This window comes from Bradyrhizobium sp. MI1.3 (genome assembly GCF_055811695.1).
The window spans coordinates 39469-66348 of the sequence record NZ_JBVVPQ010000035.1; the positions used below are offsets into that span (position 1 = coordinate 39469).

Consider the following 26880-nt stretch of genomic DNA (forward strand, 5'->3'; position numbering starts at 1 on the left):
CGCACGAGCTGTCCTAACGCGGGCGTGAGCATTGCTTGACCGAACGCAGCCTGACGAGAACCAGAACGCCGAGGACGTCACCGCCCGCGGCGCTCCGGATCAATTGGCCGATGACAAGCCGGCCGTGCGGGGCTGGCGTCCGCTGAACTGGCTGAAACGCGCCGGGCAGTTCTTCTTCGCGCTGTCCTTCTCGAGCCTGACCCGCCGCATCGTTTCGCTCAACCTCGCCGGCCTCGTCGCGCTGGTGGCGAGCATCCTCTATCTGTCGCAATTCCGCGCCGGCCTGATCGACGCGCGCGCGCAGAGCCTGCTGGTGCAGGCGGAGATCATCGCCGGCGCGATCGCGGCCTCCGCGACGGTGCAGACCAACGCCATCACCATCGACCCCGACCGGTTGCTCGACCTCAAGCCGGGCGAGACCTATGGCGGGTCGGACGAGTATTCCCCGCTGGATTTTCCGATCAATCCGGAGCGCGTGGCGCCGGTGCTGCGCACGCTGATCTCGCCGACCAAGACGCGCGCCCGCATCTACGACCCGAACGGCAGCCTGTTGGTCGACAGCCGCAGCCTCGATACCGTGGTGCGCTTCCCCCTGCCGTCAGTCTCCGCCGAGAAGCCGGGCATGGTCGAACGCGGCATGGTCGCGGTTCGTACTTGGCTCAATCGCGGCGACCTGCCGCTCTATCGCGAGCTCGGCCCCGAGAACGGCAATGGCTATGCGGAGGTGGGCGACGCGCTTCAGGGCCAGAAGCGCTCGATGGTGCGGGTCAATGCGCGCGGCGAGGTGATCGTCTCGGTCGCGGTCCCCGTGCTGCGCTCGCGCGCCATCCACGGCGCGCTGATGCTGTCGACGCAGGGCGACGACATCGACCAGATGGTCACCGCGGAGCGCCTCGCGATCCTCAAGGTGGGCGGTGTCGCCGCCGCGGTCATGATCATGCTGTCGCTGCTGCTCGCCAGCACGATCGCAGGTCCGGTCCGCCGGCTCGCAGACAGCGCCGAGCTGATCCGCCGCCGCATCAGGACCCGGGTCGAAATTCCCGACTTCACACGTCGTCGCGACGAGATCGGCCATCTCTCCGGTGCGCTGCGCGACATGACCAGTGCACTCTACAGCCGCATCGAAGCGATCGAGATGTTCGCCGCCGACGTCGCCCACGAATTGAAGAACCCGTTGACCTCGTTGCGCTCCGCGGTCGAGACGTTGCCGCTGGCGCGCAACGAGAACAGCCGCGCGCGGCTGCTCGAGGTGATCGAGCATGACGTCAAGCGGCTCGACCGGCTGATCTCGGACATCTCCGACGCCAGCCGCCTCGATGCCGAACTGCAGCGCCAGGATGCGATCCCGGTCGACCTGCGCCGCCTGCTGACGACGCTCGTCTCCGTCGCCAATGAAACCAAGCTCGGCCATGACGTCGCGGTCGAAATGCGTTTCGAGGGTCGCAGCCCGACCGACAATTTCGCCGTGACCGGCCACGATTCGCGGCTCGGACAGGTGGTCTCCAACCTGCTCTCGAACGCACAGTCCTTCTCCGAGCCCGGCAACAAGGTGCGCCTCACCTGCCGCCGCGTGCGCGGAGAGATCGAGATCGTGGTCGACGACGACGGCCCCGGAATCCGCGACGACGCGCTGGAGCGCATCTTCGAGCGCTTCTACACCGACCGACCTCATCAGGGCTTTGGCCAGAACTCCGGCCTCGGCCTGTCGATCTCCAAGCAGATCGTCGACGCGCATGGCGGACGCATCTGGGCGGAGAACCGTCCCGGCCCGGCGGACGAGGACGGCGCGCCTAGTGTCGTCGGCGCGCGCTTCGTGGTGAGGCTGCCGGCGCTATGAGCGACGGCGGCCCCAGCATTCACGCCTCGGCAGTCAAGGTTGGAGATCGGGCGGTGCTGATCCGCGGGCCCTCGGGCTCCGGCAAGTCGCGCCTTGCCTTCGATTTGATCATGGCGGGACGTAGCGGCGTGCTCGAAAGGGCCGTTCTGATCGGTGATGACCGTGTCCATCTGGCGACACTCGGCCGCGAAATTGAGGTCCGCCCCGCTCAGCTCCTGGCCGGCCTGATCGAGATCCGGGGGCTGGGAATCCGCCGCTGCGACTTTGTGGAGCATGCGACCGTCGGCCTCGTGGTCGATCTGGACGCCGCGGATGCGGAGCGACTGCCGCCGGCAGAATCTTTGAAAACAGTCATTTTCGGTGTCGAAATACCGCGAATACCTGTGGGCCGCGACTATTTGCCCCTCCCTCTGGTTGTCGCGGCCTTGACCACTACCAAGAGTTCATCTTCCGTTAACCCTTCAGCCGATTGTTTGAAGGGAAATGGTAACCATATGAACCCCACACTCGCGACCGAATAGACCGGCGCAGCTCCCCTTATCCATCCGTCTAGATTCAGGGAGATACGCAACATCCCCTCTTGCGCGGGGGCTCTGGATGGTCAAAGTGGCGCGTTCGTGCGGTGCACCAAAAGCGCCCGCGAGGAGTTTTCCGATGATTGGTCTAGTACTTGTGACCCACGGGCGCCTTGCCGACGAATTCAAGGCAGCGCTTGAACATGTCATGGGCCCACAAAAGCAAATCGAAGCGATCACGATCGGCGCCGAAGATGATTCCGATCTCTGTCGAAGCGACATTATCGAGGCGGTTAACCGCGTCGATTCCGGCGACGGCGTCGCGATCCTCACCGACATGTTCGGCGGCACGCCGTCCAATTTGGCAATATCCTGCATGAGCCGGCCGAAGGTCGAAGTGCTCGCGGGCATCAACCTTCCCATGCTGGTGAAGCTCGCCAAGGTGCGCGAGGAGCGTCCGCTCCCCGATGCGATCGCGATGGCCCAGGAAGCCGGCCGCAAATACGTCACCATCGCCAGCCGCGTCCTCGCCGGCAAATGAGCGACGAGGCGCCGCAAGCCGGGACGGGCGTGCCCGCGGGCGCGATCTCCAAGGACCTCCTGATCATCAACAAGCGCGGCCTGCACGCGCGGGCCTCCGCCAAGTTCGTTCAGGCCGTCGAGCGCTTCAACGCGCAGGTCTGGGTGACGCGCGGCGGCGAAACCGTCGGCGGCACCTCGATCATGGGCCTGATGATGCTCGCCGCCGGTCCCGGCACCACCATCACGGTCGCCGCTTCCGGCGACGATGCCGAAGCCGCGCTCGCGGCGATCACCGAACTCGTTGAAAGCAAATTCAACGAGGAAGGGATTTAGGCGGCTCCGCCTCGATCATTTCCCCGGCGGCGCGATGTAGATGTTCCAGCTCATCGACGGACCGGCCTTGCCGTGGGTGAAACGGCGCGTCGTCATGACGATGCGCTCGGCGTTTGGCGCAACTTCGGACACCCATTTCTCGAACGCCGGCAGGCGGCCGTCGGCCGGGTCGAACACGCCGATGAAGCCGTATCGCTTGACGTCATCGGGCGAAATCAACCCGGACCCCCAGGCTTCGAGCGGCGTGAACGCGGCCGGATGATCCGGGCTGTAGAACACCATCGGCTGGATCGACTCCATGGTGCCGGCGACGACCGCCCAGCGCGAGGCGAAGCGCGCGTGCCAGGCCTGCGTCAGCTCGCGTGCGAGATCCGAGCGCGCGCCATAAGTCGCCGTGTTGCCGGCATTGGCCGCCATCTCGCGCGCGGCGATCCACGGCGAGGCAATGAGCGTGGCAACGCTGAGCACGAGCCAGATCGCGACAATGTTGAACAGCGCCGCACTCTGCACCCGCAACGCCGGGATCGCGACCAGCGAGAGCGGCACCAGAAAGAACAGCGAGATGCCCCAATCGGTCTTCATGTAGATGCTGAAGGCCAGCGCGCCGAGCGCCGGGCCGACCGCGACGATGATCTGGATAATCCAGACGTTGCGCGCCTGCGAAGGGTTCACGCTCACATTCGCGCCGCGCGCCCAGGCCCGCGTGACGATGCGCAAGGGCGCACGCAGGAGCAGCCTGAACCAAGGCGGCACCAGCGCCATCGCCAGTGCAGCCAGCGCCACCGGCAATGCCAGCAGCGCGACATTATGCAGGGCATAGCCGGCCACCAGCTGATGCACCTGGCCGCTGTCCTCGAGGCTGTAAGTATCGCCCGCATAGGTCAGCGGCACGAAATGCGCGTCCGCCAGCCAGACGATGTGCGGGATCATCGCCACCACCATCGACGCGATCGCAACCCATGGCGCCGGCGACGACAGGAATCTCATCCGCTCCGGATGGATCAGCGCGGCGAGCCCGATGGCGCCGATCATGGTCAGCACCCAGTATTTGGTCATCAGCGCCAGCGCGCCGGCAAGGCCGAGCAAGATCCCGGATTGCCAGCTCCGCTTCTCGAACGCATTGAGATAAGCGAGCACGAGGAGCGGCAAGGTGACGAGCTGGAGCAGATCGGGATTGTACTTGAAACCCTTGAAATTGAAGATCGGGTAGAGCGCGACCATCACCACGACCAGGAACGCGCGCCGCGCATCCACGACGCGTAGCGCGATGAGCCAGCAGATCACCATACCGGTGCTGACGGTCGTCATCGCCAGCGCATAGGTCGCCCAGTCCGTCGGCGGGAACAATGTGAACCAGAGGCCGGCGACCCAGCCGGACAGCGGCGGGTGCTTGCCGTAGCCCCAGAGGAATTTCTGGCCCCAGCCCCAGGCTTCCGCGACGTCCATGTGAACGTCCTGCGCGGCCTTGAGATTAATCAGGATGAAGGTCCAGAGCACCGCATGCAGGATGGCGAGCTGGATCACCAGCCACAGGCGCGCCTCGGGGCGGGTCGCGCTGGCAACCAGCCAGGCCCGAAAGCGGGCATAGCTCACCCGGGTCTTCGCGCGCGCTCGGGCAGACGGGATCGAGGTCGTCGACATGGGCCTGGACATCAGGCGTTGCGTAGCGCGTTTCGGGCTGTCGTGGAATCAGCTTGGCGTGAACAAAGGCCCTGAAATTACAGCAATATGGTTGCCGCACGGGGATGTGAGTGGTATCCCGCGCCCATGACGACCGTCCCCATTTCCAACATCCGCAATTTCTCCATCGTCGCCCATATCGACCATGGCAAATCGACGCTGGCCGACCGCCTGATTCAGATGACCGGCGGCCTCACCGACCGGGAAATGGCGGGCAAGGAGCAGGTGCTCGATTCCATGGACATCGAGCGCGAGCGCGGCATCACCATCAAGGCGCAGACGGTGCGCCTCGCCTACCGCGCCAAGGACGGCAAGGATTACATCTTCAACCTGATGGACACGCCCGGCCATGTCGACTTCGCCTACGAAGTCTCGCGGTCGCTGGCGGCCTGCGAGGGTTCCCTGCTGGTGGTCGACGCCAGCCAGGGCGTCGAGGCGCAGACGCTCGCCAACGTCTACCACGCGCTCGATGCGGGGCATGAGATCGTTCCGGTCCTGAACAAGGTCGACCTCCCCGCCGCAGAGCCCGAGAAGGTCAAGCAACAGATCGAGGACGTCATCGGCATCGACGCCTCCGAATCCGTGATGATCTCGGCCAAGACCGGCCTCGGCGTGCCCGATGTGCTGGAAGCGATCGTCACCCGCCTGCCGCCGCCGAAGGGCGACCGCGAGGCGACGCTGAAGGCGCTGCTGGTCGACAGCTGGTACGACGTCTATCTCGGCGTCGTCGTGCTGATCCGCGTCGTCGACGGTGTCATGAAGAAGGGCAGCCGGGTTCGCATGATGGGCACGGGCGCGGCCTATGACATCGAGCGCGTCGGCTTCTTCACCCCGAAGATGACGCAGGTCGACGAGCTCGGCCCCGGCGAGATCGGCTTCATCACCGCCGCGATCAAAGAAGTGGCCGACACCCGCGTCGGCGACACCATCACCGACGACAAGAAGCCTGTCACCGAGATGCTGGCGGGCTTCAAGCCGGCCATTCCCGTGGTGTTCTGCGGCTTGTTCCCCGCCGACGCCGACGACTTCGAGACCTTGCGCGCGGCGATGGGCAAGCTGCGCCTCAACGATGCCAGCTTCTCCTACGAGATGGAGACCTCGGCCGCACTCGGCTTCGGCTTCCGCTGCGGCTTCCTCGGGCTGTTGCACCTGGAGATCATCCAGGAGCGTCTGTCGCGCGAATTCGATCTCAACCTGATCGCGACCGCGCCGAGCGTGATCTACAAGATGAGCCTGACCGACGGGCAGGAAATCTCGATCCACAATCCTGTCGACATGCCTGATGTGGTCAAGATCGCGGAGATCCAGGAGCCCTGGATCGAGGCCACGATTCTCACGCCCGACGAATATCTCGGCAGCGTGCTCAAGCTGTGCCAGGACCGCCGCGGCGTGCAGAAGGAGCTGACCTACGTCGGCTCCCGCGCCATGGTGAAATACGATCTGCCGCTCAACGAGGTCGTGTTCGACTTCTACGACCGCCTGAAGTCGGTCTCCAAAGGCTACGCCTCGTTCGACTATCATCTCACCGACTACAAGCCGGCCGATCTGGTGAAGATGCAGATCCTCGTCAACAACGAGCCGGTCGACGCGCTCTCGATGCTGGTCCACCGCACCCGCGCGGAGGGGCGCGGCCGCGCCATGGTCGAGAAGATGAAGGATTTGATCCCGCCGCACATGTTCCAGATCCCGATCCAGGCGGCGATCGGCGGCAAGGTGATCGCCCGCGAGACGGTGCGTGCGCTGCGCAAGGACGTCACCGCAAAGTGCTACGGCGGCGACATCACGCGCAAACGAAAACTTCTGGAGAAGCAGAAGGAAGGCAAGAAGAAGATGCGGCAGTTCGGCAAGGTCGACATCCCGCAGGAAGCCTTCATCGCCGCGCTGAAGGTGGACAGCTGAGGCGGGGGCCTAGCCCGGCTCGAGCGAAACAACACAGGTCCGGTAGGGATGTTTGGGGCCGGATAACAAAAAACGCGAAAACAACCCCATGCACAGTAGCCGGCACGTTGTTGGCACAAGGTTTTTCCAACTTCCGATTTTGCGAATCCTGTTTGACTCGTCGGGCAAAACAGGAGCATGATGGCATCATGGCAGCGGTGCGGTCGGCAGGCGGCGATGTCCCATCAAAGCAAACCAGTCGTGCTCGTGGCCCGAATACCGGCAGAGGGTATCGCGGACTTTCGAGCCTACAAGGGCGCGGTTCTGCCGCTATTGCCCGAGTTCAACGGACGTCTGGACCGTCGGCTTCGAACTCCGGATGGCACCATCGAGATGCACATCGTCAGCTTCGCATCCGATGAGGACTTTCAAAACTATCGGAATGACCCTCGGCGGACAGGTCAGGCCTCGTTGCTGGAAAAATCAGCAGCCAAGCTGGAAGTGTTTCCGATAGCGGACGTCTGACGGACCTCACGCGAGGTCTTCGGTGCGATTGGAGGAAACACCGGCTCGACAAGGCATCGGTGCACATTCCGGTCATTTGGACCAACGCACGATCAGCTCGTAGGATGGGTTGAGCTCTTGCGAAACCCATCGGCCGACGAGCGCTGTCTGGAAGTTTGATGGGTTTCGCTTGCGCTCTACCCATCCTACGAGCATCAGGCGAATTGCTTCTATGCCGGAGGCAACGTCACCCCTGTCAACTCGCCCAGCTGGTCCAGAAGCCGCTCCTGAAAATCGGGATCGGTCGCTTCGTGCGCCGGCTCTTGTTGCCGGAGGTCATGCCAGTAACGACCGCTGACCAGGGCGGCGGGATCATCGCTCACAGCGAGCCAGGTCTGCGTCCGTTGTCCGGTGGCCACGCCGACCGGCGCTCCGGCACCGCCCATTTTGGTGCGCGCCCAGCCGGGATCGACGGCGTTGCTCAGCACCTGCGGCCAACGCCGCGCCAAGGCAAAGGCCAGTGCGACCATGTGCAGCTTGCTCTCGGCGTACGCCTTGGCCGGATCCCAGGTTCGCCTCGTCCAGTCGAGATCGCCTAGCGATCCCTCTCCGCCACGATGTAGTCCGCTGCTGAGATACACCAGCCGATCGGGGCGTTTCATCAGGGCGGTGAGCAAATAGGGCGCGAGCGTGTTGACCGCCAGGGTGGTGGCGTGGCCTTCGGGCGTCGGGCCGCGGCTGCGCTCGGTATAGACCCCGGCGTTGTGGATGACCGCGTCCATTCGCCCGATGGCGTTGACCTGATCTGCCACGTGCCTCGTCTGGGCAGCGCTCTTGAGATCGCCGATCACGACCCGCGCGGAATGCGATTCAAGCCCGGCGATTGCCGCCGCACGTTCCGCCGATCGTGCGTGCAGGACGATTTGGTGGCCCTGTTCGAGGAGAGACTGGGCTGCTGCGCGGCCAAGACCGTCCGTGCTGCCCGTGATGAAGACGATTGCCATTGCCACTCCTGTCCGATCCCCGCTTCGGCGCCTCCGTCGAAGCCTCAAGGAGAATGCAACATGTTCGACTGATCATGCCGTGCGCAGGTTGCTGCGAACGAAGACATCACAACCGAACAATCTTCCGGGATGCGCATTAACATCCGATAAGTTGGGAATGACCGCATGTCGAATTTCGTCATGCTGCTGGTCGAGGATGACTCGCTCCAGCGCGAAGTTCTATCCGACCTCCTCAAGGACGAAGGGTTCGAAGTGTCGAATGTGCCACCGCAGAAGCGGCGGAGCTTATCGTGGCGTCGACGGGCACGGAGCTGCGGGCGCTCATCACCGATCACAACCTCGCAGGGAGAATGACCGGGCTCGAGCTCGCAGAGTACGCTCGCAGTGCCCATCCGGGGCTGAACATCGTGCTGATGTCCGGGACGGTGATGGCGCCGCTGCCGCCCAATACGATTTTTTTGCGCAAGCCGTTTGCGCCAGCTCATTTGCTGGCGGCCGTGTAGAACGGGGATTTCCTCGAAGGTCATCCGCCCGAATTTTCCGCGCCGACGGCGTTCTCGCTCTCCGGCACCGTCAGCCGGACGGAGTGACCCTGCCGCATGGCAAGCGATGCCGCCGCAACAGCCGCCTCGAAAGCGGCTTCCTTGGTCTGGTAAGTGTTCCTGATTTCACCATCGTGGTCGACGTGCCATGCACCATCCCTGCCAACAATATCATAGGCTGCGATGCCCATAATCTATCCCTCCTTCATGCGTCCGGCGTCGCCTTCGACGCCTGGGTGCTGCTCACCGGGTCCGACGCCGGGAAACTGTCCTTCAAGCCCTTTTCCAATTCGTCGTCCTTGGCCTTGTCGCGTCGGATGCCACGCTTGAGATCTTCCGCGTTCTTGTCCGGCGGCGCCGGATCGAATTTCTCGGTCATGCAAGTGTCCTTTCGCTACCTCAAACGCCTGGAGCTGATGACCGTTCCTCCGAAGGAACCGACGCAGTGGGGGTTTGCTGTTGAATGGCACAACCAGAAAGCGCGCGCAGCACAGTGTTCCTTCATCTCGGTTGCATCTTCTGCTACAACACATCCTGGGATAGCATGACGCATCCCTGCGATCAGGAGAAGGCAATGAAAGCTTCGGTTTTTGCGTTAGGGGGCTTGATCATTTTGTCGATCACATCAGCGAACGCAGCTCCCAAAGCCACGGCCGCCCCGACCACGGCAGCCAGCCCGGTCGCATGTTCCACCTCGGGTGGCGGCTTCGGGAGCTACCCGTCAGGCTGCCGAAACGGAGCAAACTTCAAGACCTACAACGAATGCAAGGAATCAGGCGTCAAGCGGGGCTGGAGACACGAAGACATGGCGTGGTACTGCAGCGGTCTGGGACTGCAATAGCGAGGGGTCATTGCGCTTTTCACGGAGCGAACCCGGCGCGCCGACTGGAGTGGCCCATGGAATGCGCAATCCGGCCTGCACGCGCAGATGATGCCGATGAGATCAGCGCGGTCATCTTGTGGGCGCTGCGGGAAACGAACGCGAAGGACTATGCGGACGGGATCATCGAAAGGATCGCGCATAGCTTCAGTCCCGAAGCCGTACGGCGACTGATCGGACAACGCACCGTGTTTGTCGCCACGATCCGCAGCCGCATCGTTGCGACCGCAGGTCTCGACGGAAATGTGGTCCGCACCGTTTTCGTGGCTCCCGATGTTCAGGCCCGGGGCATCGGCAAGCTGCTGATGGCCGAGATTGAGCGCACGGCGCGCGCGCGAAACATTGCTTCGCTGACCGTCCCTTCTTCCGTTACCGCCGAGACTTTCTACGCGCGGCTCGGGTTCAAGGCGGTGCACGACAGCTATCATGGTGACGAACGCACGATTATCATGGAGCGCCTGCTAAAGGACCCGACCTAGATCCGGTTTGGACTGTTCTCTGGGATTCAGCGGGCAGCGGGCTTATTGTTTCGCCTACCGCCGCGCGGCGAGCACGTTCGAAGGAGGGGTTTGCAACGCTGCGCGCCTCTCACTGAGGGCATGGTCGAACAGTTCGAGCACAAGGCCGAAGGCTGCCAGCTCCTCCTCCTCGATGGCGCCGTCATCGTAGCAGCCAAGCGTTTCCTCGATGATGCTGTCAACCTCCTGCTGCATGGCCAGCAGTTCGTGGTCGAACTCCGCGGTGCGCACCTTGGAAACCAGGGCCAGGATTCTGTTGCGATGGCTGGTGTTCTCGTCCCTTTCATCCCGATTCAGATATTGACGCAGCCAGGCGCCGGCCGAGCCGATGCCGGAGAGAAGCAGGAGCGCAAACCAGAAGTAGTCGCCGTACCTGTCGAGGAAGGTGCGCTCGGTCCCGTCGATCACGGCCGCCGCTCCCCGGTGAACCGGCAGCTCGGCTTCCTTCTCTGTGTCCGGCTTGATGATTTGCGCAGCGCCAGGCACCTGCCTGGCGATCGCCTGGCGGAGGGCGAATTGCTGGCGGTAGAACGCTGACACTGTCGTTTCGGACAAGGCTTTCCGTGCAACGATCAAATGGCTGACACTGACGGTCTCCACCTTGTCATCCGGCCGGGCTGGATTCGCATTGAAAATGCTTGGCGGAATTTCCTCCGATTCATAACGAGGATGCTTCAGGGCGATGGCTTCCGATGCGTCGATCGCGAGAAATTTCGGCTCGCCCCGCATCCGGGCGGTCGCGGCAATCGCGTCGGCGGTTATCTTGCTGTCGAGCGGACCGACCGCCATGAAGGCGTCGAGGCTCGGGTCGCGCGCCAGCTCCTCGAACTGGCCCGTGCCGAATTGAGTGACCGTGACCTTGTCCGGCTCCACACCGGCGGCGCTCAGGATCACCCTCAGCAACGCGGCGTTCGCCGGGGTCGCGCCGATCACCCCCACCTTGTGTCCCGCGAGATCGGCGACCTCCTTGATTTTCGCCGCCGGCTTTCGCTTGGAGCCCTTGCCCGCCGGTCCCGAAGAAGACCACAGCACGACGAAGTTCTTGCGCAAGATGACGACTGTTTGCGCGTCGGCGGGCATTTCCAGATCGCCGCGACCCACCGCAAGGTCGACCTTGCCGGCACCGAGCAGAGCGAGAGCTTCGGCCGCTCCGGCGGTCGTGATCGGAGACAGCCTCACGGTCCTGCTCTCGTTGATAAAGGCCTCGGTCATCGCCTCGATCACTTTGTGATCGTTGCTTCCCGGCGGTCCGACGGCAATCCGAAGAGTTATCGGCCGCAGCGCGTAATACAATGTACCCGCAGCGGCACCGAAAACGAGAAATCCGATGGCTAAAATCAGCAGTAGGGTCTTCGTCTGTCTCCGCCCTCGGCGGGCTGCGTCACCGCGTTTCATCGGAGCATCAGACGAGGACATTTGCCGCTGCCGGTTGGAGGTCAAAATCGCTGCCTGTTTCGGAACAGTATCATGCTCTTCTGGACAACGATAATGTCCGAGCAGCACCAATAGTTTCTTGGGGCCGGCGTGAGCTCTTCGAGCTTGCGCTATCATCTCCGATTCCGCACTTCACGTAGTGATTGCCGGATTGACGCCACACCACCTTGATCCTCCTCTGCAAATAGATCACCATCGCGCGATTGACCGCTCACGGCAGAATGGGCGAGGAAACGCGCATGTCCGAGCTTCCTGGAGCTGGCCTGACTGAACGGACGCCGTCGGCACCGACCATGCAGATGCTCGCGCACGCGCCGATGAGCGACATCGTCGATGACCTGGCCGGCGGGCGGATCACCGCGAGGGCACTGGCCGAATTCTATCTTGCCCGCATCGCGGTCTATGACCGCGATGGGCCTAAACTCAACTCGGTCCGCGCGCTCAATCCCGATGCGCTCGCGGGCACGCTCGACGGCACGAGGCCGTCGGTCCAGCGGCCGCTGGCGGGCGTACCGATCCTGCTGAAGGACAATATCGCGACCGGCGACGAACAGCCGACCACGGCGGGCTCGCTGGCGCTCGAGGGCGCGCACGCCAGGGATGATGCCACCATCGTCAAGCTGCTGCGGAGCGCCGGCGCGGTGCTCCTGGGCAAGGCGAACCTGACGGAGTTCGCCAACATGCTCGCGATCGACATGCCCTCGGGCTATTCATCGCTGGGCGGGCAGGTGAAGAACCCCTACGCACCAGGCCTGATGGACGAGCACGGCATCCCGGTTCTGACCCCAGGGGGCTCAAGCTCGGGTCCGGCCGTCGCGGTGGCAGCCGGACTGTGCGCGGCCTCGATCGGTACCGAAACCTCGGGCTCGCTGCTGTTTCCTGCCAGCCTGAACGGACTGGTCACCGTGAAGCCGACGGTCGGGCTGATCAGCCGTGCCGGCATCCTGCCGCTCGCGCACAGCCAGGACACCGCCGGGCCTATGACGCGCACGGTGCGCGATGCGGCGATGCTGCTGAATGTGCTGGCTGCCAAGGACCCGCTCGACCCAGTGACGCAAGCGCAGCGGCGCCCGGCCGACTACACCGCCGGCCTCGCGTCGGACGCCGTTAAGGGCGCGCGCATCGGCGTGCCGAGCGACCCCGCTGACCCGCTGAACGATTGCTATTACGGCAAGCTGCTGCCCGACAGGTTCAAGCTGATGACCGAAACGATCAAGACGCTGGAAGATCTCGGCGCCGTCATCGTGCGCGCCAACATGCCGACGCTCGGCTGGATCGGTGGGCCGGGCACAACTATGGCGGTGCTCAATTGCAATCCCCTAAGCAGCCAAAAAGGCACGGTCGTGCGGCCGCCGGTCGTCTTCCTTTACGAGTTGAAGAGTGATCTTAATCTCTATCTGAGGGACTGGGCCACCAATACTGACATCAAGACCATTGCCGACGTCGTGGCCTTCAACAACGCGAACGCGGGAAAGGCGCTGCGCTTCGGCCAGGACTTCTTCCTCGCCGCCGACCTGACCAGAGGCGACTTGAGCGAACGCGTGTACAAATCTGCACGTGCCATGGATCTGCTCTCCGCCAAGACGCACGGTATGGACGCCTACATGAACCGGCACGAGCTCGACGCCGTGCTATTCCCAGGCGCAACTGGCGCGGCGATCGCCGCCAAGGCGGGCTATCCCAGCGTCATGGTGCCCGGCGGCTTCATCTCGGGAACGTTCGACGGCAAAGACACGCCTGATTATCCGCTCGGCGTCACCTTCGCAGGGCGCGCCTGGAGCGAGCACAAGCTGCTGCGTCTGGCGTATGCCTTCGAGCAAGCAAGCAACGCTCGCAAGCCGCCGCCGGGCTTGCCCGCGCTGTGATGTCATCCGCGTGCGCGCGAAATTGCGCGACAGCTTGATCCTCCCTGCCAGATAGACCACCATCGCACCACTTACCGCTCACGGCAGAAGGGGCGAGGAAACGCGAATGAACACTATTTCCGGCGTCGATCTGGGCGAACGCGCCCGCGCCATCGCGCCGCTCATCGCGGGCGAGGCTGACGATATCGAGCGGACGCGGCGGCTGACGCCGGCCGTCGTCGACGCGCTGATCGAGAACGGGCTCTATCGCGCGCTGCTGCCGCAGAGTCTTGGCGGCGTCGAAGCGCCGCCGGAAGCCTTCATGCAGATGCTGGAGGAGATCGCGAAAGCGGATGCCTCCACCGCCTGGTGTCTCGGCCAATGCAGCGTCTGTGCGATGATCGCGGCCTCGCTCGACCACGACACCGCGCAGGAGATCTTCAACACGGCGCCGGGCATCCTCGCCTGGGGCGCAATCGCGCATGAGGCGCGGGCGGTCGAGGGCGGCTATCGCGTCACGGCGCGCTGGGATTTTGCCTCGGGCTCGCGGCAGGCGAGCTGGCTCGGGGCGCATGTCCGCATCGTCGGCGCTGACGGCACGCCGCGGAAAAATGCCGACGGCTCGGCGGAGGTGCGCACCATCCTGTTTCCGGTCGCCAGCGCCGTGCTGCACGACGTCTGGCAGGCGATCGGGCTCGCCGGCACCGGCACCGATTCCTACGAGGTCGCCGACCTGTTCGTCCCCGAGCGCTTCACCGCGTTTCGTGACGTGCCGTCCGCGCTACGCGAGCAGGGTCCACTTTACAGGATCGGCACCGGCTCGACCTTCAGCCTCGGCTTTGCCGCGGTGTCGCTCGGCGTGGCGCGCGCCACGCTGGATGCCGCGATCGCGCTGGCGCGCGGCAAGCATCAGTCGCTGGCGGCCAGCGCCATGCACGACAACCCGGCGGTCCAGGGCCTGATCGGCCGCACCGAGGGCGACCTGCGGGCCGCGCGCGCCTATCTCTATGCGACGGCAAGTGCGATGTGGCGCGATCTCTGCGCGACCGGCGCGTTCAGCGCGGCGCATCGGAGCTCGGTTCGCCTCGCCGCGACCTGGACCATTCACCAGTCGGCCAAGGTGGTCGACACCGCCTACCACATGGCCGGCGCCACGGCCGTATTCCGCAGCAATCCGTTCGAGCGCCGCTTTCGCGACATGCACGCCATCGCCCAGCAGATCCAGGCGCGCGACACGCATTACGAGGATGTCGGTAAAGTGATCCTTTCAGGGGACCGCTGACGTCGACCAGTTGCGAAAGTGCACGCACGCTGACCTATATTGAGTTCGCCATCCGGCGTCTTCGTCGCTGAACCTTGGTGAATTTTCTCCGACTAATTTCTATAGCTACAGGACGACGGCTTTTCCGCCGTGACCGCGCCGACCATATGGAAGCGATAATTCCGAATTGTTTTTAGCGCGCGGCATTTGCGCAAGAGAGGTCCGTTATGGGCCGAACAGCTGGCAGGAAAGTCAGTTGCCATGCCATTCAGGGTCATGCGCCGGGATGGCACCATGGTGGCATCCTCTTTGTTGCCACCCTCTGCACTCTCCTGTTTGCGAGCGAAGCCGTGGCGCAATGCTCGGCGCGAGACGTCCTGCGGAATCAGCTGAAGCTCAAGCAGGCGCCGTCTGATCGGCCGCAAGTCCCAATCAAATCCGCCGTCGATCTCCCCGCGTGGAAGACGATCAGGATCGGGACGTTTGCAAACTTCTTCGCCCTCAGTAACGCTTTGGATGCGGCAGGTTGTGGCATCGGAAACTCGGCCGGCGAAATTCTCGCGCGGCCAACGTTTACCGTTAGCGCCACGAAAACGAGTGTAGAGCTTTTCACGGTGTCGGCAGCCGAACTGGGCTTTCGGACCGACACGGCGTTGCTGGCGGACATCTATGCGCGCGCCAAACAATTGGGTTTCGGCCTGGCGGCTGCAGAAGTCGGACCACAACTGAGGCTTCAATATTTCGACCAGCCGATCGGTGAGTTTCTCATCATCGGAATGGAGCCAATCAGGACCTGGCAGGGCGCGCCCGTCATCTTGAATGTCGCCAATGGCGGCGCGGGACTCATCCTCATCGGCCAGGATGGGAGTGCCGAGGCACAGATCCCCGCGGCATCCCGGTTCGTATTCGTGCGGTCCCATGAAACCGCTCCTGCCGAGGAGCAAGAGGCCGTAACACTTGTCGGTCGGTGAGCTTCCAGGTTTGGGCATCTGGAGACGCGAGACAACAGGTCAGCATCCTAACTCTAGGCCACCAGCGCGGCGTCTTCCTCGGCACCGTCGATGCCGCGCTGCGCGGCGAGCAGGCTGATGATCTCGGCATTCGGCCGGGCCTTGCTGAACAGAAACCCCTGGCCTTCGTCGCAGCCTTCGGCACGCAGGCAGCTCAGCTCGGCTTCGGTCTCGACGCCTTCGGCGGTGATGGTGACGCCGAGGCCTTTGCCGAGGCTGACGATGGAGCGGATGATCGCCTGGGCCTCGCGATTGGCGCCGAGATCGCGCACGAAGGACTGGTCGATCTTGATCTTGTCGAAGGGGAAGCTGCGCAGATAGCTCAGGCTGGAATAGCCGGTGCCGAAATCGTCCATCGAGATGCGCACGCCGAGCGCGCGCAGCGCATGCAGCGTCGCCAGCACCTGGGCGCTCTTTTCCAGCAGCAGCGTTTCCGTGATCTCGAGCTCGAGCCGCCGCGGCGGCAGGCCGGAATGCTTCAGCGCATCCGTCACCACCGAAAGCAGATTGCCGCTGCGGAACTGGAGCGGCGACAGGTTGACGGCGACGCGGACGTCGTCCGGCCAGGTCGCTGCGTCGTGACAGGCCCGGCGCAGCATCAGGCCGCCGAGCGGATTGATCAGCCCGGTTTCTTCCGCGACCGGAATGAACTCGGCCGGCGAAACCATGCCGCGCTCGGCATGCGGCCAGCGCACCAGCGCCTCGAAGCCGGTGATGCGGCCGCTCTGGAGGTCGATCAGCGGCTGGTAATACGGCCGCAGCACGTCGTTCTGGATGGCGTCGCGCAGCTCGACCTCGATCTTGCGGCGGGTCTGCGCTTTCGCATCGAGCGCCGCCTCGAAGAACGCGAACGAGCCGCGCGCATCCAGCTTCGCGCGCGACAGCGCCATGTCGGCGCTCTTGAGCAGCTTTTCGGAATCGTCGCCGTCGCCCGGCGCCATCGCGATGCCGATGGAGGCGCTTATCACCACGGAATGGCCGTCGAGCAGATAGGGATCGGCGATGGCTTCGAGCAGGCGCTTGGCCAGCAGCACCGCATCCTCGGGACGCGTCAGGCCGCTCTGCACGATCGCGAACTCGTCCGAGTTCAGCCGCGCCAGCGCGTCGTCCTCGCGCAAGGACGAACGCAGCCGCTTGGCGACGCCGCGCAGCAGCTTGTCGCCGACCGCGTGCCCCAGCGTGTCGTTGACCGCCTTGAAATTGTCGAGCCCCAGCATCAGCAGGGCGACCTTGTCGGTGCTGCGCCTCGTATGCAGCAGCATCTCGTCGACCTGCTGGCGCAGCAGATTGCGGTTCGGCAGACCGGTCAGCCCGTCATGCTGGGCCATGAAGGCGAGCCGCGCCTCGGCGCGCTTGCGCTCGGTGATGTCCATCAGCGCGAGCAGCACCGCGGGCCGCTCGGCATAGGTCAGTTCGCGGGAATAGATCGCAAGGTCGATCAGGGCGCCATCGGCCTTGACGTGCTTCCAGGTGCGTCCGGCCTGCTCCTCACCGGCCGAAGCGGCGGTCCAGGGCGGCTCATTGTCGAAAGCCTGAAGGGAACGGATCGTCAGCCGCTCGAACTCGGCGCGGCTATAGCCGTAATGGGCGACCGCGGCATCGTTGACGCCGAGGATGCGCTCGTCGTCCAGCGCGCAGACGATCATGGGGACCGGATTGCCGTCGAACAGCAGCCGGAACGAGGCCTCGCGCTGCTTCAACTCGGTGATGTCGACGCGCAGGCCGACGACGCCGCCGTCCTCGGTCAGCCGCTCGTCAATCAGGATGACGCGGCCGTCCGCCAGCTTCTGCTCGTGGCGCGAGCCGGGCTGATAGAGCTTTTGCAGCCGCTCCGCGATCCATTCTTCCTCATGGCCGGCAGCTTCGGGATAATCGCCGCGGGCGACGCCGATGCGCAGCGTGTCCTCCAGGCGGGCGCCCTCCTCGAACAGATCGGCGGTCTTGCTGTAGATCTCCGCGTATTGCTTGTTCCAGAGGACATAGCGGCCCTCGGCATCGAGAAACACGATGCCCTGCGGCAGGATGTCGATGGCCTGGCGCAGGCGCTCATGGGATTTGCGCGCTTCCGCGATCGCAGCCTCGGCACGGCGGCGCAGAACTTCGTCGCGTTCGGACGGAGGATGAGGGGCGCGCGCAAAGCGCGGCTTGCGCGGGTGCAGGCCGGACCTGCCAAGCACGCTTCCCTTTCGCTTTCTTGGCTTTCGAAACCCCAAACTCAACTTCACTCGCCCCAGTCGCGCCCAGCCACCGCAACTCTTGGGGCAAGTGTCTGAAAAAAAGGTAATCTTGGGTGGCATGGCGGTGGGACGCACGGTCTGGCAGTCTCGAAAAAACAGCCCTCATTGCCCGTTTGCAAGGCGCGGCAGTGGCGATGGGCGCTCCAAGCACATCGCATTGTCGTCATCGGAGAACGAGATGGCGCAAAATTGCGCGCTGCCTTGAATCATTTCCGCGATCGCGCGCGATTGCATGCAGAAGGGAGTGAGCACGCGTCCCGCGCACGAATTTTGGTCAATGCATGAGAGGGTTATCGCCTCGTTAAGAATCGGCCGTCCGACTCTGCGGAACTGCGACTTTTGAACGAGATTTCATCTGCTGGACTGTTCCTTAACCCTGACGCGGTGTTGGGCTATAAGAATGTCAACATGAGTCCCCGCCGCCTCGCCCCTCTCCTGCTCGTCATGACGCTCCTGGCCGCCGGCGACGCGCTGGCCCAGGACAAGGGCAGCATCAACCCAAAACCGCTGCCGCCGCTCGCTAATCCGAACGATCCGAGTATTGGTGCCAAGGAGCTGTTCGCGCGAAAGCTGCTGCCGTCGAAGGGACCGGCGCACGTCATCGGCTCCTATGTGAAGGGCTGCATCGGCGGCGCCGAGCAGATGCCGCTCAACGGCGACAATTGGCAGGTGATGCGGTTGTCGCGCAATCGCAGCTATGGTCACCCCGCGATGATCGCGCTGATCAAGCGGCTTGCGGCGAGGGCGCACAAGGATGCGGGATGGCCGGGCATCCTGGTCGGCGACATCGCCCAGCCGCGCGGCGGACCGGCGCTGTCCGGCCATGCCAGCCACCAGATCGGCCTCGATGCCGACATCTGGCTGACGCCGATGCCCGACCATCGGCTCTCGCGCGAAGAGCGCGAGGACATGTCGGCGGTGATGATGGTGCGGCCGGACCGGCTCGACATCGATCCGAAGGTGTTCACGCCGGGCCATGTGCTGGTGCTGCGCGACGCGGCGCAGGAGCCGGCGGTGCAGCGCATCTTCGTCAATGCCGCGATCAAGAAGGCGCTGTGCCGCGAGGCCAAGGGCGACCGTTCCTGGCTGTCGAAGATCCGGCCGTGGTGGGGCCACGACTACCACTTCCACATCCGCATGCACTGCCCGGCGGGCGCGAGCGACTGCGAGGGCCAGCCGTCGCAATCCGAGGACGAAGGCTGCAAGCCGTCCGATCTCGCCTACTGGTTCAGCGACGGCGTGCTGCACCCCAAACCCCCGCCGGAGCCACCGAAGCCGAAACCGCCGATGACGCTGGCGCAGATGCCGGCGGCCTGCAAGGCCGTGCTGCACGCGGGCAATGCGAAGCCGTAGCCGGTCAGGCTGTAACAACTTCGTCAGCGGCTAGTCCTCGGATCTCCAAATGCGTTAGAGTGCGGCGCTGCCCTGCCGTAAGCGGGTCGGCCCTGCCGGGATGCAATCCCGCCCTCATCAACCAAATCCCTCCTCACGCGTGCGGCTTCGTCGCGCGCGCCAGCCATTGTGAGAGCCCATGCGCATCAGTGCACGCAACCAGATCAAGGGAAGGGTCATCGAAGTCACGAAGGGCGCCACGACGTCCCACGTCCGTGTCGACATCGGCAACGGTACGATCGTGACCTCCTCGATCACCAACGAGGCGGTCGACGACCTCGGAATCAAGGCGAAGGGGCAGGTCACGGTGGTGATCAAGGCCTCCGATGTGATGATCGCGGTGGACTGAGATGCGCATCCCTCTGCTGCTTGGATTGCTGTTGCTCGGTATCGCGGCCGCCTTTGCGGCGGAAGAACCCAGCGGCTGCGACAAATTCAAATGGTCGATCGAGCGCGAGCGCGCCGCGCTGACCGCGCCCGACGGTGTCAAGATGGCATCGGGAAGCGAGCAGGCCGCGTTGCCGTCGTCGGCCATCACGCTGGGGCTGGTCGCGTCCGCGGAGGCAAAACTGCCGACGCCTCCGGAGCGCGCGCCAAAGGACGGCACATTTGCCGGCTTCACTGGCATCAAGGCCCCGAAGGCCGGGCTCTACACGGTCAGCCTGTCCTCGGGCGCGTGGGTCGATTTGGTCCAGGACGGGCATGCCCTCAAGCCCGTGGCGTTCAGTGGCGCGACCGATTGCGACGGCATCCGCAAGACCATGAAATACGAGCTGTCGGGCCAGCCCGTCGTGCTCCAGGTCAGCGGCGCCAAGGACAATTCGCTCTCAATCGCCATCCTGCCGGCGCAATGAGCCAAGCGGTCGCCTTTGACCTGAGGCCCTGGCCTGCTATCTTCGAGAGTAGCGATATCCCTGCCGGCCGTAAGCCGCCGCCGGGACCCGTGGAACAGCGCTTCCGCTCGTCGCTCAGACCCACCAACGCCGGATCTGCGCGTGCTTCTTGCGCGCGCGATCTCGCACGGAGCGCATCCATGATTCGTATTGCCGGACTTTTCACCGCTTTCGTGATCCTCGCGGGCGCGGGCCTTTCGCCTGCCGCCGCCGAGGACAAGACCATCACCGTGTTCGCGGCAGCCTCGATGAAGAACGCGCTCGACGAGGTCGACGCGGCCTACACCGCGAGGACCGGCGTCAAGTTCAGCGTCAGCTATGCCGCAAGCTCCGTGCTCGCCAGGCAGATCGAGCAGGGCGCGCCGGCCGATGTGTTCGTCTCCGCCGACACCGACTGGATGGACTACGCGATCTCCAAGAAGACCATCAACGAGCCGACCCGGGTCAATCTGCTCGGCAACAGCATCGTGCTGATTGCGCCGAAGGATTCCAGACTCGACAACGTCGCCATCGCGCAGGGCTTCGACCTCGCAAAACTCGCCGGCGATGGCAGGATCGCGACCGGCGACGTCAAGTCGGTGCCGGTCGGGAAATATGCCAAGGCGGCGCTGGAAAAGCTCGGCGCCTGGCAGGCGGCGGAGCCGAAATTCGCCATGGCCGAGAGCGTGCGTGCCGCGCTGACGCTGGTCGCGCGCGGCGAGGCCAATCTCGGCATCGTCTATTCCACCGATGCCAAGGTCGAGCCCGGCGTGAAGATCGTCGGCACCTTCCCGGCGGATTCGCATCCCGCGATCATCTATCCCGTCGCTGCGACCGCGACAGCCAAGGGCGAGACCAGCGACTATCTCGCCTTCCTGCGCTCGACCGCCGCCAAGACCATTCTGGAAAAATACGGTTTCAAGTTCCTGATCAGCCCCTCCACTTAATTTTGCGATTTGATGCTCGACATCTCTCCCGCCGAATGGACGGCGATCCTGCTCTCGCTCAGGGTCGCCGTGATCGCAACGCTGGTGGCAACGCCGTTCGGCATTGCGCTGGCGTGGCTGCTCGCGCGGCGTGAGTTCTGGGGCAAGTCGGTGCTCGATGCGCTGGTGCATCTGCCGCTGGTGCTGCCGCCCGTCGTCACCGGATATCTGCTGCTGCTGACCTTTGGCCGCCGCGGCCTCGTCGGCGGTTTTCTGGCCGATACTCTCGGCATCGTCTTCGCCTTCCGCTGGACCGGTGCTGCGCTTGCCTGCGGCCTGATGGCGTTTCCGCTGCTGGTGCGCCCGATGCGGTTGTCGATCGAGGCGATCGACCGCCGGCTCGAGCAGGCCGCCGAGACGCTCGGCGCCACTCCTTTCAAAGTGTTCTTCACGGTGACGCTGCCGCTGGCGCTGCCCGGCGTGCTCGCCGGCATGGTGCTTGGCTTTGCCAAGGCGATCGGCGAATTCGGCGCCACCATCACCTTCGTCTCCAACATTCCCGGCGAGACCCAAACGATTTCGTCCGCGATCTATTCGCTGATCCAGACCCCGGACGGCGACGCCGCCGCGGGACGGCTCGTGATCGTCTCGATCGTGCTGGCGCTCGGTGCGCTGATTGCCGCCGAATGGTTCGCCCGCCGCGCCACCGCGCGCCTGCACGGGAATTGACCATGCTGCGTGTCGACATCGAAAAGCAGCTCGGCGAATTCTCGCTGTCCGCCGCCTTCGCAAGCGAAGGCCGCGTCATCGGCCTGTTCGGAGCGTCGGGCGCCGGCAAGACCTCGCTGGTCAACATGATCGCGGGGCTGCTGCGGCCCGACCGCGGCACCATCGTGATCGACGGCGAGACCGTCGACGACAGCACGGCCGGCATTCATGTCCCGGCCTGGCGCCGCCGCATCGGCTATGTGTTCCAGGATGCGCGGTTGTTTCCGCATCTCAACGTCGCGCAAAATCTCGACTATGGCAGGCGGATGAACGGCCTCGCGCCCGATCCGGCGCAGCACAAGCGCGTCATCGAGCTGCTCGACATCGGCGCACTGCAGGGTCGCCGTCCCGGAAAGCTCTCCGGCGGCGAGCGGCAGCGGGTCGCGCTCGGCCGCGCGCTGCTGTCGCGGCCGCGCCTGCTGCTGCTCGACGAACCGCTCGGCGCGCTCGACGAGGGCCGCAAGCTGGAGATCCTGCCCTATCTGGTGCGGCTGCGCGACGAGGCCAACGTCCCCATGGTCTATGTCAGCCACGACGTCGCCGAGCTGCGCCAGCTTGCGACGCAGATCGTGATGCTGAAGCAGGGCCGCGTGACGTCGTTCGGCGGGGTGAAGGTGCTGGCGTGAGGGGCGGTTGAGCAGGCAACGGATGAGGCAAGCCGCCGGCCCACCCTCCGCCGTCGTCCTGGCGAAAGCCAGGACCCATACCGCGTGATCTATCAGCGGCAGGTGGTGTGCGTACCAGCGAAGAAAACGTAACTGCCGGTGTTCGCAAAACTACTCCCCGAGGTAATGGGCCCTGGCTTTTGCCAGGACGACGTTAGGGCGGGCTCGTAGACCGAGACCATCACCGAGGAGCGGCTGAGCAGATCGGCGAGGAACTGCGACAGCTCCGCATTGCCGAGCGCTTCCACCAGATGAACGTGGAGCGCGCTCGACAGCAGCACCGAGGCGACGCGGTCGCCGCGCGTTGCGGCGGCGCGCTCTGCTACCGGGAACCGCAACTACCAGCCGCGATCGACGTTGCGCACCTCGCCCGTTCGGGCGTCCACGTCGACCTCCATCCAGCGGCCGGCGCGATCACGGCCTTCGATCTGCCATTCATCGCCTAGGAACTCGGTGTGCGAGACGGTCATGACGCCGATATCGGTGGCGACATCGAGCGCGACCTGCATCGAGATCTGATCTCCGGTGTCATAGGCCATCGCGGGCGCGGCCGATCCGATGCCGATCGCAACGATCGCCGGCAAGATGAGCTTTCGCATGGATTACTCCTGTCAGCTGCGTTTACGCCGCTAAGAACGAGCGGCATCGCGGAGCGTTCCGGGAGCGGCGGTCACGAAGACGCGCAAATCTTCGGCGGTTGCGGCGATTTGGTGGCGGTTCCCGCGCTGTCGCCACGGACCCCGCCGTCGTCCTGGCGAAAGGCAGGACCCATTACCCTAGGGAGAAGCGGGTGGGGCAGATCGTCACCACCAGCCTTCGCGAAACAGCTGGCGGTGGTTATGGGTCCTGGCCCCCGTGCGCAATTGCGCACTAGGCCAGGACGACGAAGAAGCAGACGTGCGCTTCATCAATGACCGCCGACGCGGATGTAGCGTTAAACCCCCGCCACCGAGCTCCACAAATCCGCGAGCTTGCGCCGCAGGACCTGCATGCGCGTCAGCGGGGCGGGGGTTTCCTCATCTTCCGGCAGGCGCAGGCCGACGACGTTGACTCGGCCACCGGAGATCGAGCGCGCCACAAGCACGATCGGATCCAGCACGAGCTCCGCCCCCTCTTTCGGCGCGCGGTCGAGATGGACGTCGAAATAATCAGCGAGCGTGTGCCCGCTCTCGTCCTCGCCGACCTTCACGCCGTAGATCTCCGCGAGCTCGGCGAGCGTGTGCTCGCCGGAGACCATGAAGTCGCCCAGCAGATGCGGGTCCGGCGCCGAGCTCGGCTGCATGTCGACGAAGAAGCGGTCGAGCGATTCGGCCTTTTCCGGGGGCGCCAGCAGATAGATGTAATCGCCGGGCGCGATCGGCTCGGCTTCAATCGGCGTCAAGATGTTCTCGTTGCGGATCACCAGCGTCGGCTTCGACCAGGACGGGATCAGGCCGCGGCGAAAATACAGGCTCTTGGACCGCACCGGATAGCCGACGAGCTGCTGCTCGAGCTGGCCGGGCAGATCCAATTCGACACGGCGCGGGCCACGCTCGGCGCGCGGCAGCGCCACGTGCAGCTTGCGCGCGGCCGGCGCCAGCGTCCAGCCTTGCAGCAGGAGCGAGATGATGACGACGACGAAGGCGACGTCGAAATAGAGATAGGCCTTCGACAGCCCGACCAGCATCGGGATCGAGGCCAGGAAGATCGCGACCGCGCCGCGCAGACCGGTCCAGGCGATGAAGATCTTTTCGCGCCAGTTGAAGCGGAACGGCGCCAGGCACACGAACACCGCGATCGGCCGCGCCACCAGCATCAGGACGAATGCGATCCCGACCGCCGGCAGCACGCTGCCGCCAAGCCGGCTCGGCGAGACCAGCAGGCCGAGCAGCACGAACATCACGATCTGCGCGAGCCAGGTCGCGGCGTCCAGGAAGGCCACCACCGAATTATGCGCACGCGTCGGCCGGTTGCCGATGATAATACCGGCGAGATAGACCGCGAGGAAGCCCGAGGCGTGCATGATCTGCGAGCCGCCGAAGATGACGAGCGCGGCGGTGGTGACAAACGGCGCATGGAGGCCCTGCGGCAGCGCGACCTTGTTGAGCGCGATGACCACCAGACGCCCGCCGATCACCCCGACGACGGCGCCCAGCACGGCCTCCTGGGCGAACTCCATCAGCACATGCACGGCCGTGCCCGTTCCGAGCGAGATGTATTCGACCAGCATCAGGGTCAGGAAGATCGCGAAGGGATCATTGGTGCCGGATTCCACCTCCAGCGTCGCCCCGACGCGCGGGCGCAGGCGCAGGCCCTGGGTATGCACCAGCAGGAACACTGCGGCCGCGTCAGTCGAGGCCACCACCGCGCCGACCAGCAGCGACTCCGTCCAGTTGAGGTCGAGCGCGTATTTAGCGAACGGCGCCGTGATCAGTGCGGTCAGCAGCACGCCGACGGTCGCGAGCACCATGGAAGGCGCGAGCACGGTGCGAATGCTGGCAAATCGGGTCCGCAAGCCACCATCGAACAGGATCAGTGCGAGCGCGACCGAGCCGACCAGATAGGTGGTTCGGACGTCGTCGAACTGCAGCTGTCCGGGACCGGAATCGCCCGCGAGCATGCCGATCGCGAGGAAGACGAGCAGAAGGGGCGCGCCGAAGCGCAGCGCAAGCAGGCTTGACAGGATCCCGGCCAACACCAGGACGGCGCCGAGCAATATGGCGAGGCTGACAGTGTCGAGGGAAGCCATCCACCTTCCGGGTACGAAATCGCTGGAATTGCATCCTTATCGTCGGCGGACTCCCACGCCAACCCATTTTCTCCCGCTCGCGGCAATCTGCCCGCATTTTGCGGCCTTAACGCGCTTTACTTAGCGGTGTATCGGTGGCCTTTGTGGGATTCTCCGGCGCGCTCGAATCAATGCCTCCCGCCCGCTCCCCGACGAGACCGATAGACATGGACCTCAAAGACTTCATGGAGTTCGTGCAGACCACCGCGCGCAGCGTCGGGGCCGAAATCTCCTCGCCCTGGTTCTACCTGCAGTTCGGGCTCATTCTGGCCGCGGCCGGCATCGCCTATGCCGCCGAAGCCGCCGTTCGCAGCCGGGTCGACATCACCTCGCTGGCGATGCGCTGGCCGCTGCCGCTCCGGCACTTCGCCCGGGTGATGGTCTCCAGCGCCTCGACGGCGGTGTTCACCCTGCTCGTGATCATCTCGCGCGTGGTCATGTACCACGCCACCTGGCCGAGCCGCTCCTATCTGCTGATGGTCGCCGCCAAGCTCGGCCTGGCCTGGCTCGCGGTCCGGCTGGTGACCTCGGTGCTGCGCAACGCCTTCATCGTCAAGCTGGTGTCGATCACGGCCTGGTTCGTCGCGGCGCTCTCGATCCTCGGCCAGCTCGATGCGACGGTCGACCTGCTCGATTCCTTCGCCATCGTGCTCGGCGGGCTGCGGCTGACACCGCTGCTGGTGATCAAGGCCGGCGCGCTGCTGCTCATCGCGCTCTGGCTCACCAACATCGCCAGCAATTTCGCCGAGAGCCGGATCAACTCGACCACCGATCTGACCCCGTCGGTACAGGTGCTGCTGGTCAAGATCATCCGCATCGGCCTGCTTGCGGTCGCGATCGTGATCGCGCTCGGCACGGTCGGCATCGATCTCTCGGCGCTCGCGGTGTTCTCCGGCGCGGTCGGCGTCGGCATCGGCATCGGCCTGCAGAAGATCGTCGCCAATTTCATCTCGGGGATCATCCTGCTCGCCGACAAATCGGTGAAGCCCGGCGATCTCGTCACCATCGGCGACAACACCGGGCGGATCAGCGCGATGAAGACGCGCTATATTTCCGTCGCCGCCGGCGATGGCCGCGAATTCCTGGTGCCGAACGAGGATCTGGTGACGCAGAAGGTCGTCAACTGGACCTACACCGACAAGAACACGCTGGTGAAGATCGCCTTCGGCACCAATTACGACGCGGACCCACGGCTGGTCTGCAAGCTCGCCGCCGAGACCGCGGCCGCGCATCCGCGCGCGCAGAAGGGCAAGCCGCCGAATTGCATCCTGACCGAGTTCGCCGAAGCCGGGATGAAGTTCTCGCTGACCTTCTGGATCGCCGACCCCGACGGCATGGACAACGTCAAGAGCGACGTGATGCTGGCGCTGTGGGACGCCTTCAAGCGCGAGGGTATCCGGGTTCCCTACCCGGTCCGCGAAATCCGCGTCCGCGGCGGTGCCCTGCCGGTGGAAACCATCATGGAAGTCCCGAATTAGGCCAGCTTAGGGG

At 64.6% G+C, this 26880-nt stretch carries 27 protein-coding genes; 18 read left to right on the forward strand and 9 right to left on the reverse strand.

Features of this window, described 5'->3' with window-relative positions:
* The first annotated feature begins 31 nt into the window (after positions 1 to 31).
* The 4 genes from AC0L3A_RS24210 to AC0L3A_RS24225 all read left to right on the forward strand — a co-directional run bounded on the left by AC0L3A_RS24210 (position 32) and on the right by AC0L3A_RS24225 (position 3207).
* The gene (locus tag AC0L3A_RS24210) at positions 32 to 1837 is read left to right on the forward strand and encodes a sensor histidine kinase (protein ID WP_219679159.1); all 1806 of its coding nucleotides are present in this window, start codon (positions 32 to 34) and stop codon (positions 1835 to 1837) included.
* Entirely contained in the window at positions 1834 to 2358 is a 525-nt protein-coding gene (locus AC0L3A_RS24215) for an HPr kinase/phosphorylase (RefSeq protein ID WP_354126976.1), read from the forward strand. The genes AC0L3A_RS24210 and AC0L3A_RS24215 overlap by 4 nt, the downstream gene beginning before the upstream one ends.
* A gap of 133 nt (positions 2359 to 2491) precedes the next feature.
* Complete coding sequence (locus AC0L3A_RS24220; protein ID WP_007597752.1) at positions 2492 to 2893, forward strand: PTS sugar transporter subunit IIA; 402 nt, start codon at positions 2492 to 2494, stop codon at positions 2891 to 2893.
* Positions 2890 to 3207, forward strand: a complete 318-nt coding sequence (locus AC0L3A_RS24225; RefSeq protein WP_007597753.1) for an HPr family phosphocarrier protein — start codon at positions 2890 to 2892, stop codon at positions 3205 to 3207. The genes AC0L3A_RS24220 and AC0L3A_RS24225 overlap by 4 nt, the downstream gene beginning before the upstream one ends.
* Positions 3208 to 3222: 15 nt before the next feature.
* Here the strand turns inward: AC0L3A_RS24225 and AC0L3A_RS24230 are convergent, their stop codons facing one another.
* Positions 3223 to 4848, reverse strand: a complete 1626-nt coding sequence (locus tag AC0L3A_RS24230; protein WP_354127108.1) for a glycosyltransferase family 39 protein — start codon at positions 4846 to 4848, stop codon at positions 3223 to 3225.
* A gap of 126 nt (positions 4849 to 4974) precedes the next feature.
* On the opposite strand from AC0L3A_RS24230, the gene lepA reads away from it, so the two are divergent.
* Together lepA and AC0L3A_RS24240 are read left to right on the forward strand one after the other, a co-directional pair.
* Positions 4975 to 6786: a translation elongation factor 4 gene (lepA, locus tag AC0L3A_RS24235; protein ID WP_007597755.1), complete on the forward strand. Its 1812-nt coding sequence runs from the start codon at positions 4975 to 4977 to the stop codon at positions 6784 to 6786.
* 216 nt (positions 6787 to 7002) lie between these two features.
* Positions 7003 to 7290 carry a hypothetical protein gene (locus AC0L3A_RS24240; protein WP_473255332.1) on the forward strand — a complete coding sequence of 96 codons (288 nt, stop codon included), beginning with the start codon at positions 7003 to 7005 and terminating at the stop codon, positions 7288 to 7290.
* A 209-nt stretch (positions 7291 to 7499) separates the two neighbouring features.
* Here the strand turns inward: AC0L3A_RS24240 and AC0L3A_RS24245 are convergent, their stop codons facing one another.
* Positions 7500 to 8273 (reverse strand): SDR family NAD(P)-dependent oxidoreductase, encoded by a 774-nt coding sequence (locus tag AC0L3A_RS24245; protein ID WP_473255333.1) that lies wholly within the window; start codon positions 8271 to 8273, stop codon positions 7500 to 7502.
* A 290-nt stretch (positions 8274 to 8563) separates the two neighbouring features.
* On the opposite strand from AC0L3A_RS24245, the gene AC0L3A_RS24250 reads away from it, so the two are divergent.
* A complete protein-coding gene (locus AC0L3A_RS24250; protein ID WP_473255334.1) occupies positions 8564 to 8776 on the forward strand; it encodes a hypothetical protein in 213 nt (70 codons plus the stop codon).
* 20 nt (positions 8777 to 8796) lie between these two features.
* Here AC0L3A_RS24250 and AC0L3A_RS24255 read toward each other — a convergent pair whose 3' ends face one another.
* Positions 8797 to 9006: a hypothetical protein gene (locus AC0L3A_RS24255; protein ID WP_219679148.1), complete on the reverse strand. Its 210-nt coding sequence runs from the start codon at positions 9004 to 9006 to the stop codon at positions 8797 to 8799.
* 14 nt (positions 9007 to 9020) lie between these two features.
* Positions 9021 to 9194, reverse strand: a complete 174-nt coding sequence (locus AC0L3A_RS24260) for a hypothetical protein (RefSeq protein ID WP_219679146.1) — start codon at positions 9192 to 9194, stop codon at positions 9021 to 9023.
* A gap of 518 nt (positions 9195 to 9712) precedes the next feature.
* Between AC0L3A_RS24260 and AC0L3A_RS24265 the strand changes: the two genes are divergently transcribed.
* Positions 9713 to 10174 carry a GNAT family N-acetyltransferase gene (locus tag AC0L3A_RS24265; RefSeq protein WP_473255336.1) on the forward strand — a complete coding sequence of 154 codons (462 nt, stop codon included), beginning with the start codon at positions 9713 to 9715 and terminating at the stop codon, positions 10172 to 10174.
* A gap of 54 nt (positions 10175 to 10228) precedes the next feature.
* Here the strand turns inward: AC0L3A_RS24265 and AC0L3A_RS24270 are convergent, their stop codons facing one another.
* Positions 10229 to 11608: a TAXI family TRAP transporter solute-binding subunit gene (locus AC0L3A_RS24270; protein WP_473255337.1), complete on the reverse strand. Its 1380-nt coding sequence runs from the start codon at positions 11606 to 11608 to the stop codon at positions 10229 to 10231.
* Between the two features lie 278 nt (positions 11609 to 11886).
* Here AC0L3A_RS24270 and AC0L3A_RS24275 point away from each other — a divergent pair, with 278 nt between their 5' ends.
* From AC0L3A_RS24275 to AC0L3A_RS24285, 3 genes are all read left to right on the forward strand, one after another.
* Positions 11887 to 13512 (forward strand): amidase family protein, encoded by a 1626-nt coding sequence (locus AC0L3A_RS24275; RefSeq protein ID WP_473255338.1) that lies wholly within the window; start codon positions 11887 to 11889, stop codon positions 13510 to 13512.
* A 106-nt stretch (positions 13513 to 13618) separates the two neighbouring features.
* Positions 13619 to 14773: an acyl-CoA dehydrogenase family protein gene (locus AC0L3A_RS24280; protein ID WP_473255339.1), complete on the forward strand. Its 1155-nt coding sequence runs from the start codon at positions 13619 to 13621 to the stop codon at positions 14771 to 14773.
* A 206-nt stretch (positions 14774 to 14979) separates the two neighbouring features.
* Positions 14980 to 15723: a hypothetical protein gene (locus AC0L3A_RS24285; RefSeq protein ID WP_473255340.1), complete on the forward strand. Its 744-nt coding sequence runs from the start codon at positions 14980 to 14982 to the stop codon at positions 15721 to 15723.
* A 53-nt stretch (positions 15724 to 15776) separates the two neighbouring features.
* On the opposite strand, the gene AC0L3A_RS24290 is transcribed toward AC0L3A_RS24285, so the two are convergent.
* Entirely contained in the window at positions 15777 to 17939 is a 2163-nt protein-coding gene (locus tag AC0L3A_RS24290; protein WP_473255341.1) for a putative bifunctional diguanylate cyclase/phosphodiesterase, read from the reverse strand.
* A 468-nt stretch (positions 17940 to 18407) separates the two neighbouring features.
* Here AC0L3A_RS24290 and mepA point away from each other — a divergent pair, with 468 nt between their 5' ends.
* The 6 genes from mepA (at position 18408) to modC (ending at position 22583) form a co-directional block, all read left to right on the forward strand.
* Positions 18408 to 19352: a penicillin-insensitive murein endopeptidase gene (gene mepA, locus AC0L3A_RS24295; RefSeq protein ID WP_219679136.1), complete on the forward strand. Its 945-nt coding sequence runs from the start codon at positions 18408 to 18410 to the stop codon at positions 19350 to 19352.
* A gap of 178 nt (positions 19353 to 19530) precedes the next feature.
* The gene (locus AC0L3A_RS24300) at positions 19531 to 19740 is read left to right on the forward strand and encodes a TOBE domain-containing protein (protein WP_473255342.1); all 210 of its coding nucleotides are present in this window, start codon (positions 19531 to 19533) and stop codon (positions 19738 to 19740) included.
* A gap of 1 nt (position 19741) precedes the next feature.
* Positions 19742 to 20245, forward strand: a complete 504-nt coding sequence (locus AC0L3A_RS24305; RefSeq protein ID WP_473255343.1) for a hypothetical protein — start codon at positions 19742 to 19744, stop codon at positions 20243 to 20245.
* A gap of 179 nt (positions 20246 to 20424) precedes the next feature.
* Positions 20425 to 21210, forward strand: coding sequence for a molybdate ABC transporter substrate-binding protein (modA, locus tag AC0L3A_RS24310; RefSeq protein ID WP_354162396.1), 786 nt, complete (start codon positions 20425 to 20427; stop codon positions 21208 to 21210).
* A 12-nt stretch (positions 21211 to 21222) separates the two neighbouring features.
* Positions 21223 to 21918: a molybdate ABC transporter permease subunit gene (gene modB / locus AC0L3A_RS24315; RefSeq protein WP_473255345.1), complete on the forward strand. Its 696-nt coding sequence runs from the start codon at positions 21223 to 21225 to the stop codon at positions 21916 to 21918.
* A 2-nt stretch (positions 21919 to 21920) separates the two neighbouring features.
* On the forward strand, positions 21921 to 22583 hold the full coding sequence (gene modC / locus AC0L3A_RS24320; RefSeq protein ID WP_354200039.1) for a molybdenum ABC transporter ATP-binding protein: 663 nt from the start codon (positions 21921 to 21923) through the stop codon (positions 22581 to 22583).
* A 92-nt stretch (positions 22584 to 22675) separates the two neighbouring features.
* Here the strand turns inward: modC and AC0L3A_RS24325 are convergent, their stop codons facing one another.
* The 3 genes from AC0L3A_RS24325 to AC0L3A_RS24335 all read right to left on the reverse strand — a co-directional run bounded on the left by AC0L3A_RS24325 (position 22676) and on the right by AC0L3A_RS24335 (position 25350).
* On the reverse strand, positions 22676 to 22960 hold the full coding sequence (locus AC0L3A_RS24325; protein WP_473255346.1) for a hypothetical protein: 285 nt from the start codon (positions 22958 to 22960) through the stop codon (positions 22676 to 22678).
* Positions 22961 to 23221 (reverse strand): PepSY domain-containing protein, encoded by a 261-nt coding sequence (locus AC0L3A_RS24330; protein WP_007597783.1) that lies wholly within the window; start codon positions 23219 to 23221, stop codon positions 22961 to 22963.
* Between the two features lie 335 nt (positions 23222 to 23556).
* Positions 23557 to 25350 carry a potassium/proton antiporter gene (locus tag AC0L3A_RS24335; protein WP_007597784.1) on the reverse strand — a complete coding sequence of 598 codons (1794 nt, stop codon included), beginning with the start codon at positions 25348 to 25350 and terminating at the stop codon, positions 23557 to 23559.
* Positions 25351 to 25550: 200 nt separating this feature from the next.
* On the opposite strand from AC0L3A_RS24335, the gene AC0L3A_RS24340 reads away from it, so the two are divergent.
* The gene (locus AC0L3A_RS24340) at positions 25551 to 26867 is read left to right on the forward strand and encodes a mechanosensitive ion channel family protein (protein WP_219679179.1); all 1317 of its coding nucleotides are present in this window, start codon (positions 25551 to 25553) and stop codon (positions 26865 to 26867) included.
* The last annotated feature ends 13 nt before the right edge of the window (positions 26868 to 26880 follow it).

What these genes read in the sequence shown, in the direction of transcription:
- AC0L3A_RS24215 (WP_354126976.1), top strand. Translation starts at nt 1,834, where the DNA reads ATGAGCGACGGCGGCCCCAGCATTCACGCCTCGGCAGTCAAGGTTGGA.
- AC0L3A_RS24220 (WP_007597752.1), top strand. Translation starts at nt 2,492, where the DNA reads ATGATTGGTCTAGTACTTGTGACCCACGGGCGCCTTGCCGACGAATTC.
- AC0L3A_RS24225 (WP_007597753.1), top strand. Translation starts at nt 2,890, where the DNA reads ATGAGCGACGAGGCGCCGCAAGCCGGGACGGGCGTGCCCGCGGGCGCG.
- AC0L3A_RS24230 (WP_354127108.1), bottom strand. Translation starts at nt 4,848, where the DNA reads ATGTCGACGACCTCGATCCCGTCTGCCCGAGCGCGCGCGAAGACCCGG.
- lepA (WP_007597755.1), top strand. Translation starts at nt 4,975, where the DNA reads ATGACGACCGTCCCCATTTCCAACATCCGCAATTTCTCCATCGTCGCC.
- AC0L3A_RS24240 (WP_473255332.1), top strand. Translation starts at nt 7,003, where the DNA reads ATGTCCCATCAAAGCAAACCAGTCGTGCTCGTGGCCCGAATACCGGCA.
- AC0L3A_RS24245 (WP_473255333.1), bottom strand. Translation starts at nt 8,273, where the DNA reads ATGGCAATCGTCTTCATCACGGGCAGCACGGACGGTCTTGGCCGCGCA.
- AC0L3A_RS24255 (WP_219679148.1), bottom strand. Translation starts at nt 9,006, where the DNA reads ATGGGCATCGCAGCCTATGATATTGTTGGCAGGGATGGTGCATGGCAC.
- AC0L3A_RS24260 (WP_219679146.1), bottom strand. Translation starts at nt 9,194, where the DNA reads ATGACCGAGAAATTCGATCCGGCGCCGCCGGACAAGAACGCGGAAGAT.
- AC0L3A_RS24265 (WP_473255336.1), top strand. Translation starts at nt 9,713, where the DNA reads ATGGAATGCGCAATCCGGCCTGCACGCGCAGATGATGCCGATGAGATC.
- AC0L3A_RS24270 (WP_473255337.1), bottom strand. Translation starts at nt 11,608, where the DNA reads ATGAAACGCGGTGACGCAGCCCGCCGAGGGCGGAGACAGACGAAGACC.
- AC0L3A_RS24275 (WP_473255338.1), top strand. Translation starts at nt 11,887, where the DNA reads ATGTCCGAGCTTCCTGGAGCTGGCCTGACTGAACGGACGCCGTCGGCA.
- AC0L3A_RS24280 (WP_473255339.1), top strand. Translation starts at nt 13,619, where the DNA reads ATGAACACTATTTCCGGCGTCGATCTGGGCGAACGCGCCCGCGCCATC.
- AC0L3A_RS24285 (WP_473255340.1), top strand. Translation starts at nt 14,980, where the DNA reads ATGGGCCGAACAGCTGGCAGGAAAGTCAGTTGCCATGCCATTCAGGGT.
- mepA (WP_219679136.1), top strand. Translation starts at nt 18,408, where the DNA reads ATGAGTCCCCGCCGCCTCGCCCCTCTCCTGCTCGTCATGACGCTCCTG.
- AC0L3A_RS24300 (WP_473255342.1), top strand. Translation starts at nt 19,531, where the DNA reads ATGCGCATCAGTGCACGCAACCAGATCAAGGGAAGGGTCATCGAAGTC.
- AC0L3A_RS24305 (WP_473255343.1), top strand. Translation starts at nt 19,742, where the DNA reads ATGCGCATCCCTCTGCTGCTTGGATTGCTGTTGCTCGGTATCGCGGCC.
- modA (WP_354162396.1), top strand. Translation starts at nt 20,425, where the DNA reads ATGATTCGTATTGCCGGACTTTTCACCGCTTTCGTGATCCTCGCGGGC.
- modB (WP_473255345.1), top strand. Translation starts at nt 21,223, where the DNA reads ATGCTCGACATCTCTCCCGCCGAATGGACGGCGATCCTGCTCTCGCTC.
- modC (WP_354200039.1), top strand. Translation starts at nt 21,921, where the DNA reads ATGCTGCGTGTCGACATCGAAAAGCAGCTCGGCGAATTCTCGCTGTCC.
- AC0L3A_RS24330 (WP_007597783.1), bottom strand. Translation starts at nt 23,221, where the DNA reads ATGCGAAAGCTCATCTTGCCGGCGATCGTTGCGATCGGCATCGGATCG.
- AC0L3A_RS24335 (WP_007597784.1), bottom strand. Translation starts at nt 25,350, where the DNA reads ATGGCTTCCCTCGACACTGTCAGCCTCGCCATATTGCTCGGCGCCGTC.